The organism is Pseudomonas ogarae (assembly GCF_014268695.2).
In the GTDB taxonomy this organism is placed as follows: domain Bacteria; phylum Pseudomonadota; class Gammaproteobacteria; order Pseudomonadales; family Pseudomonadaceae; genus Aquipseudomonas; species Aquipseudomonas kilonensis.
This window is the reverse complement of record NZ_CP077086.1, coordinates 3,061,273-3,080,677: the sequence shown is the minus strand read 5'-3', so window position 1 is coordinate 3,080,677 and position 19,405 is coordinate 3,061,273. Positions and strand designations below refer to the sequence as shown.

5 protein-coding genes are annotated in these 19,405 nt (G+C 64.5%); 4 read left to right on the top strand and 1 reads right to left on the bottom strand.

Going from position 1 to position 19,405, the window contains the following annotated elements:
* Nucleotides 1-9: 9 nt before the first annotated feature.
* Genes HU749_RS13495 through HU749_RS13485 form a run of 3 tightly spaced genes read left to right on the top strand, consistent with a single transcriptional unit; the run spans nt 10 to nt 15,690 of the window.
* Nucleotides 10-10,209, top strand: a complete 10,200-nt coding sequence (locus HU749_RS13495; protein WP_186650876.1) for a non-ribosomal peptide synthetase — start codon at nt 10-12, stop codon at nt 10,207-10,209.
* Nucleotides 10,206-14,042, top strand: coding sequence for a non-ribosomal peptide synthetase (locus HU749_RS13490; protein WP_186650878.1), 3,837 nt, complete (start codon nt 10,206-10,208; stop codon nt 14,040-14,042). The genes HU749_RS13495 and HU749_RS13490 overlap by 4 nt, the downstream gene beginning before the upstream one ends.
* Nucleotide 14,043: 1 nt before the next feature.
* Entirely contained in the window at nt 14,044-15,690 is a 1,647-nt protein-coding gene (locus HU749_RS13485; RefSeq protein ID WP_186650880.1) for a cyclic peptide export ABC transporter, read from the top strand.
* An 850-nt stretch (nt 15,691-16,540) separates the two neighbouring features.
* Here HU749_RS13485 and fhuF read toward each other — a convergent pair.
* Complete coding sequence (gene fhuF / locus HU749_RS13480) at nt 16,541-17,224, bottom strand: siderophore-iron reductase FhuF (protein ID WP_186650883.1); 684 nt, start codon at nt 17,222-17,224, stop codon at nt 16,541-16,543.
* 199 nt (nt 17,225-17,423) lie between these two features.
* On the opposite strand from fhuF, the gene HU749_RS13475 reads away from it, so the two are divergent.
* A complete protein-coding gene (locus tag HU749_RS13475; protein ID WP_046065733.1) occupies nt 17,424-19,127 on the top strand; it encodes an ABC transporter ATP-binding protein/permease in 1,704 nt (567 codons plus the stop codon).
* Nucleotides 19,128-19,405: the final 278 nt, after the last annotated feature.

The following is a 19,405-nucleotide window of genomic DNA, read 5'->3' as shown; positions in this document are numbered from 1 at the left end:
CAAGCAAGCATGAACAACATCGAAGACATCTACTCCCTTTCGCCGACCCAGCACGGTCTGTTGTTCCACAGCGTCTATGAACCGGATTCGCGGGTTTATTACCAGCAACTGAGCCTGGACATGAACGGCCCGCTGCAACTGAGCGCATTTCGCGGTGCCTGGCAGGCGCTGATGCAGCGCCACGCGGTGTTGCGCAGTGCGTTCCTCTGGGAAGAACTGGACGACGCCTATCAGGTGGTGCAACAGGAAGTGCCACTGCCCCTGACCGAACTGGACTGGCAAGACCGCGCCGAGCCACAGGCCGCGCTGGAACAGTTGGCGCTGGAGCAGCGGGCGCAACCGCTGGAGCTGAATGACTCGCCGCTGATGCGCGTATGCCTGGTGCGCCTGGCCCCCGAGCGCTGGCACCTGATCTGGACCTTCCATCACATCCTCATGGACGGCTGGAGCGTCGGCATTGCCGTCCAGGAGTGGCTGGCGCTGTACTACGAACAAGCCCATGGCCGCCCCGCCCACCTGGCGCCAACCCGCCCTTATCGGGACTACATCGCCTGGCTGGCGGAACAGGACATGGCCGCCACCGAAGAGTTCTGGCGCGAGCAACTGCAGGACGTCAGCGAGCCGACCCCGCTGCCCACCTTCGCCGTACGCCAGGCAGCACCGGCAGGAGCGCCGTTCGCCGAACGGGAAAGTCTGCTGGCGGCCAGCGAAACCGAGCAACTGGCGCACTTCGCCCGCCAGAACGACCTGACCATCAATACCCTGATCCAGGGCGCCTGGGCGCTGCTGCTGGGCCAACACGCCGGGCGTGACGACGTGGTCTATGGCGTCACCGTCGCCGGGCGTCCGGAGAACCTGGCGGCGGTGGACAGCACCGTCGGGCTGTTCATCAATACCCTGCCGCTGCGCGTGCAATGGGCCAATGAGCCGACACTGGTGACCTGGCTGCAACACTTGCAGCAAGCCAACAGCGATCTGCGTCACCACGCCTACCTGCCGCTGGGCAAGCTCAAGTCGATGACGCGCATCGCTGCCGAACAGGCGCTGTTCGACTCGATCCTGGTGTTCGAGAACTTCCCGGTCACCGACGCGCTCAACCAGGACACCGGTGGCTTGAGCTTCAGTGCCCCAAGCAACGACCAGCAGGTCGATGGCATTACCCTCACCCAAGGCCGCAACCACTTCCCGCTATCGCTGATCGTGGTGCCGGACAAACAACTGCACTACCTGATCAGCTACGACCGCAGTCGCTTCAGCGACGCCGAGGTCGCGGTGTTGTCGGCACAATTGCGCGCCATCCTGTTAGCGATGACGGCGCAAGCGCAGTGCCGGGTCAGCGAGCTTGAGTGGCTGAGCCCTGAAGAACGCCAGCAACTGCTCGTACAGGGTCGCGGCGTGCAACTGCCGGTGCCTGAGGCGTGCCTGCACCAGCGCTTCGAACAACAGGTGGCCGCTCACCCGGACCACCTGGCAGTCCGCGACCGTCAGGTCGCCCTGACCTACCGTGAACTGGACCAGCAGGCCAACCGCCTCAGCCAGTACTTGCGCGCCCAGGGCATCGGCCACGACAGCGTCGTGGCACTGGCCCTGGAACGCAGCGCCGAGTTCGTGATTGCCCTGCTGGCCACCCTCAAGGCCGGCGCCGCCTATCTGCCGCTGGACCTCAAGCAGCCTGCCGGGCGCCTGGCCGACGTGCTGGTGGACAGCCGCGCCGCGCTGCTGATCGGCGCGGCCGCCTCACCCTTGCTCAAAGGCCTGGCCGAGCACACGCCGACGCTGTGGCTGACAGAACAGGCCGAGGCCATCGCCTCCCAGCCAGACACGCCACCGGCCGTGGACCACAGCCCGACTGACGCCGCCTACGTGATCTATACCTCGGGCTCCACCGGCACCCCCAAGGGTGTGGTGGTCGAGCACCAGTCCATCGTCGATTACCTGACGGCGGTGCACGCAGTACTCAACCCACCGCAGACAGCCCGCTACGGCTTGCTGTCGAGCATCGCCGCCGACCTCGGCCACACCCAACTGTTCGGCGCCCTGTGCAGCGGCGCCAGCCTGTTGCTGGTGGATGAAGACAGCGGCTTCAGCCCCCTGGCACTGGCCGAACTCTTCGAGCAACACCCGGTGGATGTGCTGAAGATCACCCCAAGCCATCTGGCCGGTCTGTTGCAGGCGCTTCCCGATGCCCGCCTGTTGCCGCGCGCCCTGCTGGTCTTCGGGGGCGACGCCCTCAGCCCGACGCTGCTGGAGCAGGTCAACCGCCTGGCGCCGGGGCTCAGGGTGTTCAACCACTATGGGCCGAGCGAAGCGACGGTCGGGGCGATTGCCACCGAACTGCCCGCGGGCCTGCGCAGCATCGCCCTCGGGCGACCGCTGCCGAACCGTCAATTGCAAGTGGTGGATGCCAACGGTCGCCTGGTGCCCACCGGGGTGTCCGGTGAGCTGCTGATCAACGGCGCCCTGGCCCGGGGTTACCTGCACCGCCCGGACCTGACCGCCGAACGCTTCCACCTCGACGCGGATCAGCAACGCTGGTACCGCACCGGCGACCGCGTGCGCTGGCAAGTGGACGGCCAATTGGCGTTCCTCGGTCGGGTCGACAGCCAGGTCAAGATCCGTGGCAATCGCCTGGAGCTGGGCGAAGTCGAGGCGCAGCTCAAGCGCCTGTCGCCGCTGATCGAACAGGCGCTGGTCCGCGCCGTGGAACTGGACGGCAGCCTGCGCCTGGTGGCCTACCTGATCGCCAGCCAGTCGCTGTCCGCCACCAAGCTGCGTAACGACCTCGCTGCGCGGGTGCCGGACTACATGGTGCCGGCGCACTTCATCACCCTCGACGAACTGCCCTTGACCCGTAACGGCAAGGTCGATGTCCAGCGCCTGCCGCTCCCGCAAAAGCCCACGGACGACAGCGCCACCCACATTGCCCCGCGCAATGAAGTCGAAGCACAACTGGCCGCCATCTGGCAGGAGGTGCTGAAGCTTGAGCGTGTCGGCGTGCATGACAACTTCTTCGCCTTGGGCGGCGACTCGATCATCAACTTGCAGATCATCGCCCGCGCCAACCAGCAAGGGCTGAAACTCACGCCCCGCCAGCTCTTCGAAAACCGCACCATCGCCGACATCGCCCGGGTGCTGGGCGCCGATGCCAGCCAGGGCGTGGCACACGAGATTGCCGATGGCTATGACCTGCCACTGGCCGCCGGGCAACTGGCGCGCTTGCAACAAGGGCCGTTGCACGCGACTTGGCGTTGCGTGGCGCTGACCCAGGCGATCGATAGCAAGCTGCTGAGCCAGGCCATCGTCGCCTTGCAGCAACACCACCAGGCCTTGCGCCTGGCGCTCATGGCCCTGCCGGAGGGCGATTGGCAGCAACGGGTGCTGGTCGCGGCCAAGGCCCCGGTCGTCACCGCCGAAAAACTGGAGACCTGCGCCCCGGCGCAACTGCAAGCCCTGGCCCAGGCCGGTGTCGACGCGCTGGAACTGGACGCAGGCCAAACCCTGCACGCCAGCTTGCTGGAGGTAAACGGCAAACATTCGCTGCTGCTGGCCGCTCATCCGCTGTGCCTGGACGAAGCGTCCTGGGCGCTGCTGCTGACGGACCTCAACCTGGCCTTGGCGCAACTGCGTTATCAGCGGCCAGTACGCCTGTCCTACGCCGGTGGTGACTTCACCCAGTGGACACGGCACCAACAGGCTCACGCACAGGGCGATGGCCTGGACGACGCCTGGGAGCACTGGCTGCAATACGCCGGCGCGGAACCGCTGCAACTGCCTGACAGCCAGCAGCCGGCCAGCGTGATCGAACAGTCCCTGGCGACTGCCACCTCAGGCGAACTCAAGCGCCTGGGCGAAGTGCTGCAACTGGACTGGAGCAGCCTATTGGCCGCGGCCGTGGCCGAACAGTACCGTGAACTGTGCGGCAATGGCCTGGTCGCGCTGAGCGTGCACGGCGCCCGGCCGAGTGTCGAGCGCTTGCCGGTCGCGGCGCCCATTGCCGTGGCCGACCTCGACCCGGCACGCATCATCGGGCCGTTGGCACTGGCGGTGCCGTACTTCCTCCAACCCGAAGGCGACAGCCTGCTGCAACGCTTGCAGGCACTGGCCGCGCAGATGCGAGCCTACCCGCAACACGGCGTCGACTATGGCGCCCTGCGCTACCTGTCGGACAACACCTACCTGCAAGAACCGCTGCGTGACCTGCCGGCGGCCTCGGTCGCCATTCGCTGGCTGGGCAACCTCGACAGCCATCGCGAAGAGCGCGGCATCCTGGCCCAGGTCGAGGCCGCAAACCCGTCGGCGGCTTCGCCTTGCCCACTGACCCTGGACGCCTGGTGGCAGGATGACTGCCTACACCTGCGCAGCCAGGGCACCCTCGCCGCCGACTGGGCACCGCGCCTTGCTCAACGCTTGAGCGAACTCGCCGGGCTCGTCGCCACACCGGATCTGCGCCCTGCCAGCCAGGCGTTTCCACTGTGCCACAAACAAGCGGCGACCCTGGCGGCCGAGCCGCTGGACTGGTTGAACATCGAAGACGTCTACCCGCTGTCGTCGATGCAACAAGGCATGCTCCTGCACACGCTGTTGCAACCCCACAGCGGCATCTACCTGATGCAACAACGCTACAGCTGGGACGGGGTATTGCAACGCCCGGCGATGGAAGCGGCCTGGCAGCTGTTCCTCGAACGCCATCCAATGATGCGGACCGCCTTCTGGTGGCAGGACGACCATGAGCCGCTGCAATGCGTGTACCGCCAAACGCACCGGGCGTTCGACTGGCAGGACCTGCGCCATCTCGACGAAGAACAGCAGCGCTTGGCCATGGACCAGGCCCTCGAAGCACAACGCTTGCAAGGTTTCGACATGGCCGGTGCGCCACTGACCCACCTGCGGGTGTTCCAACTCGACGAGCGACGCTTCGCCGTGGTGCGCAGCTTCCACCACATCCTGACTGACGCCTGGTGCTTCGGCCTGCTGATGGAAGACCTGCTGGCGATCTACCAGGCCATCGTGCGCCAGGAGCCGGTGGCCCGTCCGCGCTTGCGCTCGTTCCGCGGCTACATGAGCTGGCTGGAACGCCATGACATGGCCGCCGCACACGCGTTCTGGCAGGCCGAAATGGCCGGTTTCAGCGAGCCGACGCCACTGCATGTGGACAGCCCCGTGGCCGGCCCGGAACAGGCGCCGGAACAGGTCGGCGACTTCGACCAGACCCTGAGCATCGCCCAGACCCAGCGTCTGCAGCAGCTGTGCCAGCAATACCAACTGACCCCCAACACCTGGATCCAGGGTGCCTGGGCGCTGTTGCTGTCGCGCTACAGCGGTAACCGCGACGTGCTGTTCGGCGTGACCGTCGCCGGCCGCCCGACTGACCTCGCCGGTGTAGAAGAAATGGTCGGACTGTTCATCAACAGCCTGCCACTGCGCATCGATGTCGACCCACAAGCGCCAGTGGCCGACTGGTTGCAGGCGCTGCTGTCCCACAATGCGCAATTGCGCGAACACGAAAGCGCGTCGCTGGTGGACATTCAACGTTGCAGCCAAGTGCCGCGCGGCCAGCAGTTGTTCGACAGCCTGGTGGTGTTCGAGAACGCGCCACTGGATATCAGCAGCGTGCAACTGGATGCCTTCAGCATCGACATCTATGAAGACAGGGTCCACACCAACTTTCCGATGACGGTGGTGTTGTACCCCGGCGACCGCCTGGGCATTCGCCTGTCCTACGACAGCATGCGTTTCAGCACGGACACCGTGCAGCGCATGCTCGGGCATCTGGTGCAACTGCTTTCGAACATGCTGGAGACACCGCAGGCGCCCCTGGGCAGCCTGCACATGCTGCCCGAGGCGGAACGCCGGCAGTTGCAGATCGACTGCAACCGCAGCGACGTCGACTTCCCGCTGGAACGTGGCTATGCGGCGTTGTTCGCTGAACAAGTGTGCAGCCGCCCGCAGCACCTGGCCGCGGTATGCCAGGGACAATCTCTGACCTACGCCGAACTGGATCGCCGCGCCAACGCCATCGCCCATGCGCTGCAAGCCGCCGGTGCCGGCCCGGAAACCCTGGTGGCGCTGTTCGCTGAGCGTGGCCTGGCCTTGCTGACGATGATGATCGCCACGCTCAAGGCCGGTGCCGCGTTCCAGGCGTTGGATATCCAACAGCCTCACGCACGCCTGGCGGAGCTGCTGGACCTGGGCGAAGCGCCGCTGTTGCTGGTGTGCGAGCACGCGACCTCAGCACTGGACAACGTCCTGCCGCAGATGCGCCAGCAACCCACCTGCCTGATCGCCCAGGCACTCTGGCAAGGCCGTGAACAGCCGTCGGTGAGCTATGCGCACAACCCGGATCAACTGGCCTACGTGATCTTCACCTCCGGTTCCACCGGCACGCCCAAAGGTGTGATGGTCGAACAACGCGGCATGCTCAACAACATGTTCGGCAAGGTCCCGAGCCTGGGCCTGGGTGAGCACGACCGGATTGCCCAGACGGCTTCGGCAGCGTTCGATATCAGCGTGTGGCAATTCCTCGCCGCACCGCTGTTCGGCGCCACCGTGCACATTCTTCCCGATGCCCAGGCCCACGACCCTGTGGCCTTGCTTGATGCGGTTCAAGAACAGCAGCTGACGCTGCTGGAAACCGTGCCGGCGCTGATTCGCGGCATGCTCCAGGAAAGCCAGGCGCACCACAGCCTGGCGAGCCTGCGCTGGCTCCTACCTACCGGTGAGGCATTGCCACCGGCCCTGGCGCGAGACTGGTTCGCACGCTTCCCGGCCATCCCGTTGATGAACGCCTACGGCCCCGCCGAATGCTCGGACGACGTAGCCTTCTACCCCATCACCCAAGCCCCGGCCGACGACTGCCTGCACATGCCTATCGGCAAGCCGACCGCCAATAACCAGGTATTCGTCCTCGACTCGGCGCTGCGCATGGTCCCCATCGGCGTACCCGGCGAGTTGTGCATCGGCGGTGTCGGCGTAGGTCGCGGCTACCTGCGCGACCCGCAACGCACCCGCGAAGCCTTTGTGCCGCACCCATTCCAGGCCGATGCGCGCCTGTATCGCAGCGGTGATATCGGCCGGATGCGTGCCGACGGCGTGATCGAGTACCTCGGCCGTCGCGACCAGCAAGTGAAGATCCGTGGCCACCGCATCGAACTGGGCGAGATCGAAAATCGCCTGATGCAACACCCGACGGTGGGCAGCGCGGCGGTACTGGCGCTGCCCGACGCCCGCGGTGCGTTGCAACTGGTGGCCTGGTATGTGCTCGACGAAGCGGTCGACCTGGGCGGTGAGTCCGCGCAACAGGTCTTGAGCGCTTACCTGGGCCAGCAACTGGCAAGCTACATGGTCCCGGCCCGTTGGCTGGCCCTTGCGCAATTGCCGCTGAACGCCAATGGCAAGGTTGACCGCCGCGCCCTCGCCGCCTTGGGTGTGCCCCAGGACGAGACCACGCAGGCGCAAGGCATCGCACCGCGTACGCCAACCGAGACAGTGCTCGCCGAACTCTGGCAGGAAATCCTCGGCCTGGACGACGTCGGTGTGCACGACGACTTCTTCGCCATCGGCGGTCACTCGCTGCTGGCCACTCAGGTGTTGTCGCGGATTCGTCGACGATTGAACGTGAACCTGCCACTGCGCACGCTGTTCGAGCGTGGCACCCTCGAACAATTGGCCGAAGCGGTCGATCAGCAGCGCAACGCCCAGACCGAAGCCGACAGCGACAGCGAGATGGCCCTGGCGCCGCGCAACCAGCCGTTGCCGCTGTCCTACAGCCAGCAACGGTTGTGGTTCCTGGATCGCTTCGAAGGCCCCAGCGCCGCCTACAACATGACCACCACCGTCAGGCTGCGTGGCGCGCTGGACATCGCGGCGCTGCAAGGGGCCTTGCAGGCAGTGTTCGAACGCCATGAATCCTTGCGCACGGCGTTCCACCTCCACGGCGACCAGCCTTGCCAGGTCATCAGTCCCGCACCTGTGGTGGACTTGACGCCGACCGAGCTGAGTCACCTCGACAGCGAACAGCAGGCGCCAACCCTGCAACGCCTGATCGATGAACAGGCCGCTCGCCCGTTCGATCTGCAACAGGCACCGATGCTGCGCGCCAACCTACTGCGCCTGGGCGCCGATGATCATGTGCTGCAACTGGTGCTGCATCACATCGCCACCGACGCCTGGTCCATGGGTATCCTGATGCAGGAGCTGATCGTCGGGTACCAGGCCCGCAGCAGCGGCTCGACACCGGTGCTGCCGGTGCTGCCGATCCAGTTCGCCGACTATGCCTACTGGCAACGCAGCGAAGCGCAACAGCGCCTGCTGGCACGGGCCATCGACTACTGGCGCCGCCAGCTCGAAGGCGCGCCCACGCTGATCCCGCTGCCGCTTGACCAGCCACGCCCGGCGCGCCCCGACTACCAGGGTGCGGCGCTGGAGCAACGCTTCACCGCGGCCCAGACGCAGGTGCTCAAGGCCTATGCGCAGGAACAACGGGCGACGCTGTTCATGGTCTTGCTCAATGCCTTCAACAGCCTGTTGCAGCGGGCCACCGGGGCCAACGACTTTATCGTCGGTACCGACCTGGCCAACCGCGAACATCCGGCCCTGGAACACCTCATCGGCTTCTTCGTCAACGTGCTGCCGATCCGTGCCCGCCTGAACGAGGGCGAAACCTTTGACGCCCGCCTGCAACGCTTGCGCGAGGATTGCCTGTCGGCATTCCAGCACCAGCAAGTGCCGTTTGACAAACTGGTGGAGGAACTGCAGCCGCCGCGTACGCCAGGGGTCAATCCGCTGGTCCAGGTGCTGTTCGTCATGCAGAACACGCCGAGCGGCAATGCCAGCCTGCCGGACCTTGAGGTGGAGCACTTGGTATCGCCCCAGGAAAGCAGCAAGTTCGACCTAGCCGTGTTTGTCGAAGAGGACGAAGAACAAGGCTTGAACGTGCGCTGGGTGTATCGCACCAGCGTGTTGCAGGCGCAGACCCTCCAGCGCCTCGAACAAGGCTTCGAGCACCTGCTGGAGCAGCTCGTCGCGGCCCCGGCGCAGGCGCTGGACCTGTGGTCGTGGCGCCTTGAAGGCAGCAACGCTGGCGCCACGCCTGATTTGCCGCTCGACGACGCCTCGGCCCGCAGCGCGCGCAAACAGTCGAAGCTGAGCAAGCTCAAGCAGACCCGCGCAACCGCCGTGAGCCAGGTGGCCCACGAGCAGGTCCGTACCCGCACCCTCAACGCCGGGCAAGTCTTGCCGTTGGTGATCGAGCCGTTGCTCGGCGACCTGGACCCGGTGCACTGGGCGCTGCAAGCCCGGGAATGGATCAATGCCCAGTTGCTGACCCACGGTGGCCTGCTGTTCCGGGGTTTCAACCTGCCGGACGCTGGCGCTTTCGAACAATTCGCCCAGGCCATCGAACCCGACCTCTACGGGACCTACGGCGACCTGCCGAAAAACACCTCGGGCAAGAACATCTACCACTCCACGCCGTACCCGGAACAGCACATGATTCTCTTCCACAACGAGAGCTCTCATTTGCCGCAGTGGCCACGTAAGCAGTGGTTCTATTGCGAAACGCCGGCACCGCGCGGCGGCTGCACGCCCATCGTCGATTGCCGGCAAGTGTTGGCGCGCTTGCCCGAGGATATCGTCGCTCGCTTCAAAGCCCTGGGGCTGCTGTATGTGCGGCACTTCACCGACAAGCTGGATGTGCGCTGGCAGGACTTTTTCAAGACCGAACAGCGCGAGGAAGTCGAGCGTCAATGCCTGGCGTCGGGCATGCGCTGGGAATGGCAGGGGGCCGACAACCTGCGGATCGCCCAGCATTGCCCGGCCATCGTCGCGCATCCCGAGACCGGGGAACTGTCGTTCTTCAACCAGGTGCAACTGCACCACACCGCCTGCCTGGAGCCGGAAGTGCGCAACAACCTGATCAACCTGTTCGGCCCCGGGCACCTGCCCCGCAACGTGTACTACGGCGACGGCAGCGTGATCGAAGACGCGGTGATGCAGGTGATCGGCGAAGCTTATGAAGACTGCGCGGTACGTTTCAGTTGGCAAAAGGGTGACATGGTGATGCTGGACAATATGTTGGTGGCCCACGCCCGGGACCCCTTCGAGGGCGAGCGCAAGATCTGTGTCGCCATGGGCCAGATGATGCGCCGCGAACAACTGACCGGGTGCCTGCCCGAAGCACAGCCGGTGCCGGCTGTGGAGGTGCAGGCATGAGCGCCTTCGAAAAACGTGAAGAAGCCTTCGCCCTCTCGCCGCAACAGCGCAGCCAATGGTTGGCCGGGTTGCCAGCGGCGCGCCTGGAACTGGAAGTAAAAGGTCCGTTGGCTCTGGAACGTCTGCAGCAACGACTCGTTGCCCTGAGCGCTTGCCACGAGGCCCTGCGCCTGCGGGTGCGGCCTGAGCCGGGCCTGCTGATGCCGTTGCAAGTGGTTGAATCCACCGCCATGGCCGCGGACGCCATCAGCGTCGAGGTGCAAGCAATCGGCGACGATCGCCACCGAGTGACGCTGCAACTGCCGGCACTGAGCGCCGATCGCGGAACCTTGCTGCGCCTGGCGCAGGCTTTGGCCTCGACCGATGCACCATCGGTGGATGACGAGGCCATGACCTATACCCAGTACAGTGCCTGGCTCTACGAATTGCAGGCCGATGAAGACGCCGAGCCTGGTCGGCGCTTCTGGGCCAGCCAGGCCCTGGACGAGCCGGCCGCCAGCGAATTGCTCTACCGCCAGGTACGCAGCGACCGCCCCGACGCCCCGGTCACAACTCGCCTGGGCGCCAACCCGCCGTTGAGCATGGCCCTGGACAGCTTTTGCCAACGTCACAACTCATCGCCCGAGCAGGTGCTGATGACGGCCTGGGGCGCGCTGTTGCAGCGCCTGAGTACCGGCGACAGTCCGGCACTGACCTTGAACTGGGTCCACGATTGCCGCGACGACTATGAAGAACTCGCCGACTGCTGGGGCTTGTTCGCCAAGCCGCTGCCCCTGCGCTGGCAACCGGCGGCGGACAGCCATTTTGCCCAGGCGCTGGCGAACCTGCAGGTGCTCTGCGAGCAAGCCACGGAATGGCAGGAATACTGCGGCGTCAGCGCTGCATTGCCGGCCGACGCCTCGCAGTACGGTTTCCAGTGGGGTGGGCAGTTGCCCGATCGGCTCGACACCTTGGGTAGCCTGGCATCGACGCTCACCGTGCTGGACGCACAGGCCATCCCCGCGGGCATGGAGCTGCTGCTGGTGGCCGAAACCACCGCTGGCGGCTATCGCTTGAACCTCTGTCACCTGCCGAGCCGCTACAGCGAGCAAGCCGCCCTGGTCTTGCTGGAACAGTTCCAATCGCTGCTGCTCGATGCCCTCGCCAACCCGGGCAAGCCCTTGGCCGAGCTCTCATTGCAGTCGCCAAGTTTCACCGCGACGCTGGCCGCCCTGCAGGCGTCAGTCGACGTCGCGGCGCTGCCGTTTACCAGCGTGCCGGCGCGCTTCGATGCGTGTGCCGCGCAGTTCCCCGAGCACTTGGCCCTGCGCGACCACAACGGGCAACTGAGCTACGCCCAATTGCAGACCCGCAGCAACCAACTGGCGCGTTACCTGCGCGCTCAAGGCGTGGGTCACGAAGACCGCGTGGCCTTGTACCTGGATCGCTCGTCGCAGATGGTCCTGGCCATGCTCGCCGTACTCAAGAGCGGCGCGGCGTTCGTTCCCCTGGACGTGCATCAGCCGGCACAGCGCTCCCTGGCCATCCTGCAACAGGCGCAGCCGGTCTTCGTCCTGAGTGGTTCGGCCGGCAGCGCCCCCGCGTTGCCCGCCATCGGCTGTCTCGACCTGCGGGATGAAGCGACCTGGCAGCAAGCACCCGCCACGCCAGTCGACGTCGAGATCCAAGCCCAGGACGCAGCTTACGTGCTGTTCACCTCCGGCAGCACCGGCACGCCTAAAGGCGTTATCGTCGAGCATCGACAGCTGGCCAGTTATGTCGCCAGCGTGTCCCGCCGCCTGGCGCTGGCGCCCGGCGAACGCAGTGCGGTGGTCACTTCCCTGGCGGCCGACCTGGGCTACACGTTGCTGTTCCCGGCGCTGCTCAGCGGCGGCGAATTGCACCTGCTGGACAAGGAAACGGCGATGGACGCCCAGGCCTGGGCTGCCTGGCAGGCGCAATACCCGATCGACCACCTGAAGATCGTGCCGTCGTTGCTCGACGCCTGGTTGATTCACGCCCAAAGCGCTGCCGTGTTGCCACGCAAGCAATTGATCCTCGGTGGCGAAAGCTGTTCGCGGCGCCTGTTGCAAAGCATTCGCGACCTCGCGCCGACGCTGGCGGTCTTCAACCATTACGGCCCGACCGAAACCACCGTTGGCGTGGTGATGCACAAAGCCGAGCCAGCCATGGATTATCGCCGCCTGCCGCTGAGCGACCGTCTCGACGGCATGCGCCTGTACCTGCTCGACGAGCAGCAAGCGCTGGCCGCCCCCGGCCAAAGCGCCGAGCTGTATATCGCCGGCCCGCAACTGGCCCGCGGTTACCTGGACGCGCAACAAAGCGCCGGGCGTTTCATCGAACTGGCGCAACTGCCTGGCGAACGCCTCTATCGCACCGGCGACCTGGCCCGCTATCGCCATGACGGCAGCCTGGAAATCACCGGACGCGCAGACCGCCAGGTGAAAATCCGCGGTTTCCGTGTGGAACTCGACGAGATCCAGGCGCAGCTGACCGGCCTTCCCGGTGTGGCCCAGGCTGCAGTGGAATCCATCACCCGGGGCGAGCTCGGCCAGCAACTGTTCGCCTTCATGACCCTGGCACCCGGGCATTCGACCACGGTCGCCCGGCTGCATGGCCAGGCCCAGGATTGCTTGCCGGACTACATGCTGCCCACCCTGCGGATCGTCGAAGCGTTGCCACTGATGGGCAACGGCAAGCTCGACCGCAAGACCCTGCAGCAATGGGCCGATAAAGTTCTCGACACGGTCGGCAGCGCCTTGCCACGCACGCCGCTGGAAGCCCTGCTCGCCGACGTCTGGGCACAGGTGCTGGGCCTGGAGCGAGTGGGCATCGACGATGACTTCTTCGAGCTGGGCGGCCACTCCCTGGCAGCAGTGACCCTTGCCAGTCGCTTGCAGACTGCGCTGTCGGCACCGGTGACGGTCAATGCGGTGTTCAATGCCCCAAGCGTCTCGGCGTTTGCGGCATTGGTGCAGGCCGAGCTCAAGCTCTCGCCGCTAGTCCGGCTGTCGACGCCCAACGCCGTTGAAGCCGCCAACCTGTTCTGCTTCCACCCCTCCACCGGCCACGTGCAGGATTACCGCACGCTACTGACACCGCTTTCGGGCTGGCATCTGTGGGGCTTGCAGGCGGCCTACCTGACCGACGACAGCACAGCGCTGGGCGGCGATATCGAGAGCCTCGGCGCGCTTTATGTCGAGCACCTGCGCCAGCAGCAGCCGCAGGGGCCATATCACCTGCTGGGCTTCTCCCTTGGCGGCCTGCTCGCGATTGCCGCGGCCGCTCGCCTGGAAAGCCAGGGTGAAGAAGTGGCGTTTCTCGGTATCATTGACTCGCAATACCAGCATCAGTCGCCGGAAGACAGTGTCGAAGCGCTGCTGGAATCGGCTTCCCAAGCGTTGACGCCGGACAGCCAGGCCGTGTTGCGCCAGTTGCCATCACCGATCATGGCTGCGTTGCTGGCGCAACTGGACGCCCTGCCCCCAGCGGCCCGCCTGCCGGAACTGGTCCAGTGGGCACGGCAACAAGGCCTGCAACTCGATGGCGACAGTTGGGAGCATTTGCAAACGCGGCTGCGCTACCAGCAGCATACGCAGCACCTGCTGGCCACGTTCAAGCCCGTACGGTTGAGCTGCCCGGTGCATGTCTGGTGGGCCAGCGATACCCTGACCGAGGCTGCCTTCGTCGACCCACATTGGGAAGAGCTGAGCAGCGAGCCATTGACCCGCGAGGTCATCGCAGCACAACACCTCACCATCCTTGAGCAACGCGCCTTGCATGAACAATTGGCGGCGCGCCTCACGGCCATTGCTACACACGGAGCGGTTTGAAATGGATCTGTTGTTACTCATGGCTAAACGCTCATGGCGCGCACTGCTGGTGGCGACCCTGACGGGGCTGACCTGCGGCCTCGCAGCGGCCGGCCTGATCGCCAACATCAACCACAGCCTGGAGGTGTTCGATAAGCTGCGCCCAGTGGATGGCCTGCTCTTCGCCGGCCTGGTGGTGTTGGTCGCGGTGTCGCGGATCATCTCCGACATCAGCCTGCTGCGCCTGGGCCAGGCCGCGGTCAACGACATGCGCCTGCACCTGAGCGCCAAGCTGATCGACACGCCCTACGCGCAATTGCAGCGCCTGGGCAAACATCGCCTGCTGGCAATGCTCACCGACGATACGCAAACCATCAGCCAGGCTGTGGAGTTGGTGCCAATCCTGCTGGTCAACGTCGGGATCATCGTCGCATGCCTGGGCTACCTGGGCTGGCTCAGCATGCCGCTGCTGGGCCTGACGCTGCTGCTGATCGCCCTCGGTAGCCTGAGCTTTCACTGGCCGCAACGCCGGGCACTGACCTCGATTTCCCGCGCTCGCGAGCTCAAGGACCAGTTGTTCAATCAATACCGCCTGCTCACCGATGGCAGCAAGGAACTGCAACTCAACCATCCGCGCCGGCAGCACTTCTTCACCCGCCTGCTGATACCGGTGAGCCAGCAATACCGCCGCGATTTTGTCCGGGGCATGAGCATCTACGCCCTGGTCCTGAACTGGGGCAATGCGGTGTTCTACATGCTGATCGGCGTGGTGCTGTTCGCCGCGCCGCATTTCATCGACCTGGGCGTGAGCCTGGTCACCGGCTATATCCTGGCGATCCTCTACATGATCACGCCGCTGTCGGAACTGATGCACGCCTTGCCGACCCTCGGCCGGGCCAGCGTGGCGCTGAACAAGATCCGCGCCCTGGAAGGCGAGATGCAAACCGCCGACGAGGCCCTCGACACGATCTCGCCGACCCAGGTTCGCAGCCTGGTGTGCCGCCAGGTCACCCACACCTATTACCGCGAGCGCGAGGACGGTCATTTCACCCTGGGCCCCATCGACCTCACCCTCAATGCCGGCGAAGTGGTGTTCATCACCGGCGGCAACGGCAGCGGCAAGACCACCCTGGCCTTGTTGCTGACCGGACTGTACCGGCCGGAAAGCGGCGACATCATGCTCGACGAGCAAGTGTCTTCGAGCAATGACAACCACCATTACCGGCAGCACTTCTCGGCGATCTTCACCGACTTCTGTCTGTTCGAGAACCTGTTCGATGGCGACGATCCACACCTGGTGAAACAGGCGCAGGACTATCTGATGCATTTGCAACTGGACCATAAGGTGCAAATCGAGGACGGCAAACTGACGACGCTGGCGCTGTCCACCGGGCAACGCAAGCGCCTGGCGCTGCTCAGTGCGTACCTGGATGATCGCCCCTGCTATCTGTTCGACGAATGGGCCGCCGACCAGGACCCGGTGTTCAAGCACTTTTTCTACACCCGGATCCTGCCGGACCTGCGCGAGCGCGGCAAATTACTGATCGTCATCTCCCATGACGACGCCTACTTCGGCCTGGCCGACCGGCTGATTCGCATCGAACATGGCAAGCTCAGCGAAGTCGCCCCGCAGGCTGACGCCGCGCCCCTGGCGCAAATGCTGTCTTGAGGAAACCCTGAACATTGTGGGTAATGCTGTTCACTTTTTTTGAAACATCTACTCGCCTTTTTCCAGGCGGTAGTGTGCATATCCGTTGCTGCGGTAGCGGCCACCTATGGTTCCGCTTTTACAGCGGGTCACTTTCGAAAAGCCCGGAAGCCGGCCCAGTCGAAAGTAACCAAAGCGCTCCTGCCCCACCACTCGGTGCCTCGCTAGGGCTCGGCATTCCCTCACTCCGGCCATCGTGGTTAACGGGGCGTCCGAGATCAACGTCCACCACGAGGCGGCCTAACAGCCGACCTGATTTTGGTGAGACCGCGTTTCCCCTGTGGGAGCGAGCCTGCTCGCGAAGACGATGTGTCAGTTTGCGGTGATGTTGGATGTGCCGGCCTCATCGCGAGCAGGCTCGCTCCCACAGGGTTCTGCGGCGTATGTGCATTTTTGTGGCTGCCGAAAATCCATGTGGGAGCGAGCTTGCTCGCGATAGCGGTGGCTCAGCCACATAGAATCCCGGCATGTACCTCGCTCTTGCTCTTGCTCTTGCTCTTGATCTCGACGCCCCGTTAACCACGCTGGCCGAACGCAGGCATTGCGCAGTGGGCATCCCGGCATGGATGCCGGGATAGCCGCGCTGGGCCATGGATGGCCCTTCGCGGCGGGCCCACGGAGCAATGCCGGAGTGCGGGCATGCCGAGCCTAGGCGAGGCACCGAGTGGTGGGGCAGGAGCGTTTTGCTTACTTTTGCGCTCTTCAAAAGTGAGCCGCCGTCAGGGCGGAACCCTAAGCGGCCGTGACCGCAGCAACGGATATGCACCCAATCCAATCCAGTCCAACCCCAAAGGAAAACGACGCGCTCCCCCTACTCATAGATGTAATGCAGGTAGCTCACCTGCTCTGCCACCGGCAGGCGGTGCAGCTTGGGGCAGGATTCGCAGAGCACTGGCGGTTGGCCTTCGACCGGCTCGTGCAGTTGGTAATGCAGGCAGCAATGCCGGCGCAGGGGCAAGCACGGGCAAATCTGCGGCGCCGGTGATTCGACCATGCGCTGCAGGCCCCGCAGCTTCAAGCGTCCGTTGTTCACCGTGACCTGTTCCAGCCATTGGTGCGCCTCGGCGAAGCCGTCCCTGGACAGGTCGGGGTCCATCCTGGCGAACGCGCCGTCCCAGATGGCGACGAAGTTGCCCCACAATATCTTCGGAGCCAGGCCACCGGCAGCGGCCAAGGTGCTGAACAGCGGCGCCAGGTGCTCGTGGATCAATCGCGACCAGTACGCGGCACGATCATCCGCGCCCAAGGCCGACAGCCCGGTGCCCAGGCCCAGCGCCGCAGGTTGACCGTCGTCATGCAGCAGCAGCGCGTCCTCGCCCCAGAACTCGATGGCGCAGTGACGCGTCAGCACGCAGGCCAGGGTGGCCGGCAGGACAATGCTCATGTAGTTCATCGACCACTGCGATACCACGGCGGCGCGGTTCACCCCCGGGTAACGCAGCGCAAACCGGCTTAGCAAGGGTTGCAGTACCGCAGGGTCGGCCAGCTGGCTCAACGCGATGGCAGGCTGGTCGCCAGGTGCCTGCCGGATAACCCGCTGTATCGGCGGCCAGGCCTGGTTAAGCCATTCTGGAAATTCGATAACGGGGCTCCCGTGGCTTTCCCTAATTAATGCAAACGATTAGCATTGGCTGATCCTATCCTCCCGCCCCTGCAAACTCAACGTCGTTAGCGACCAGGCTTACCAAGACCACATGCACACACTTCGCAATTTCTGGCGTCTCGCGCGGCCTTTCTGGGCCTCCGAGGAAAAGTACCCGGCCCTGTTGCTGCTGTTGGCCACCGTGCTGATGACCCTGTGCCTGGTTGGCGTCAATATCCTCACCAATTTCTGGAACCTGCACTTCTATAACGCCTTGCAGGCCCTGGACTACCACGGCTTCCTGGTGGGCAGCCTGCAATTCATCCTGCTGCAGATCGGCATGGCCGCCTTTACCGTAGGCGCATTCCACTTCCAGCAGAAGCTGACCATCCGCTGGCGGCGCTGGGCCACCCGCAACATGCTCGATCAATGGCTGGGCAGCCAGCGCTACCAGAAACTGAAGCTGACCGAGACCGACGTCGACAACCCCGATCAGCGGATCGCCGAGGACATCGACCTGTTTATCGTCAAGTCGCTCAAGTTGAGCCTGGGCCTGTTGACGTCGGTGGTGTCGCTGTTTTCCTTCCTGCATATCCTCTGGCAGGCCTCCAGCCTCGTCAGCGTGCCGTTCAACGACCAATCGGTGGTCATTCCGGGACTGCTGGTGTGGGTCGCCCTGGTGTATGCGCTCCTGGGCACCGGCCTGGCCTTCTGGCTGGGCCGCGCGCTGCCCAGCCTCAATTTCATGCAACAGCGGCGTGAGGCAGATTTTCGTTTCTCGCTCATCCGCCTGCGGGAGAACGCTGACTCGGTGGCGCAATACCGGGGCGAAGTCGTGGAGAACGAACGCTTCAACCACCGCTTGGAGGCGGCGCTGGAGAACTTCTGGGCGCTGGTGAAGAAACAGAAGTTGATCATGGGCTACTCGACCTTCTACTTGCGCAGCGCGACGGTCATCCCGATGTTCATCATGGCGCCGCAGTTCTTTGCCGGCGCCTTTCCCCTCGGCCGCCTGACCCAGATAAGCGCGGCCTTCGGTGAAGTGCACGCGGCCATCGCCTACCTGGTGAGCGTGTTCCCGGAACTGTCGGAATGGAAGTCGGTGATCGACCGGCTGGTCGGTTTCCAGGAGCGCCTGGATAACGTCGAGGTCAAGTCCCAGGTCAGGCACGAGCAACAGGCCAGCGGCCTCGACATCAAGGACCTGGACATCTGGCTGCCGAACGGCCGGCCATTGTTCAAAGGCTTCAACCTTTCCCTCAAGCCCGGCGACAGCCTGATGATCAGCGCGCCGTCCGGCTACGGCAAATCGACGCTGATCCGCACGATTACCGGGCTTTGGCATCACGCTCGCGGTTCAAGTTGTTATGACCGTGAGCGCGCCCTGACACTTTCGCAAAAACCCTACCTGCCGTTGGGCAGCCTGCGCGAGGCGCTGTGGTACCCCAAACCGCCCCGCCGCGAAGAAGATGCGGCCCTGCGCCAGATCATGGAGCAAGTCGGCCTGCAACACCTGGCCGATCAACTGGAGCAGGAACGGGACTGGGCGCAGACCCTCAGCGTCGGCGAACAGCAACGCTGTGCATTCGTCAGGGCCCTACTGGCCCGCCCTGCGGTGCTGTTTCTCGACGAGAGCAGCTCGGCGCTGGATGCGGCAAACGAAGCGCGCTGCTATCAACTGCTCAAGCAAACGCTGCCGGACACGATCCTGATCAGTGTCGGGCACAGCGCCTCCCTGGAGCACTTCCATTGGCAAGTCCTTGAACTGCAGGACGAGGCACAGTGGGTGCATCGCAAGGTCAAACAAGCGGTCTGAGCCCAATAGAGCAAACGCTGAATAACCTGTGGCGGGCGGAGTTGTGGGAGCAAGGCTTGCCCGCGATGGAGTCGACTCGACTTCAGGAGGGCCGCGTCACCTTCATCGCGGGCAAGCCTTGCTCCCACACACACTCATCACAAAGTCCTCAGTGTCCCAGCCAATCGCCCCTCCTTGTACATTGGCATGCAGAGTTTGTGGTCTATAGTTCCTGACAGATCCAGAGTTTCGCTCGGGCCATAGGAGCAACACCCTCTCGAGCCGCAACCATGTCGGAT

What these genes read in the sequence shown, in the direction of transcription:
- HU749_RS13495 (WP_186650876.1), top strand. Translation starts at nt 10, where the DNA reads ATGAACAACATCGAAGACATCTACTCCCTTTCGCCGACCCAGCACGGT.
- HU749_RS13475 (WP_046065733.1), top strand. Translation starts at nt 17,424, where the DNA reads ATGCACACACTTCGCAATTTCTGGCGTCTCGCGCGGCCTTTCTGGGCC.
- HU749_RS13485 (WP_186650880.1), top strand. Translation starts at nt 14,044, where the DNA reads ATGGATCTGTTGTTACTCATGGCTAAACGCTCATGGCGCGCACTGCTG.
- HU749_RS13490 (WP_186650878.1), top strand. Translation starts at nt 10,206, where the DNA reads ATGAGCGCCTTCGAAAAACGTGAAGAAGCCTTCGCCCTCTCGCCGCAA.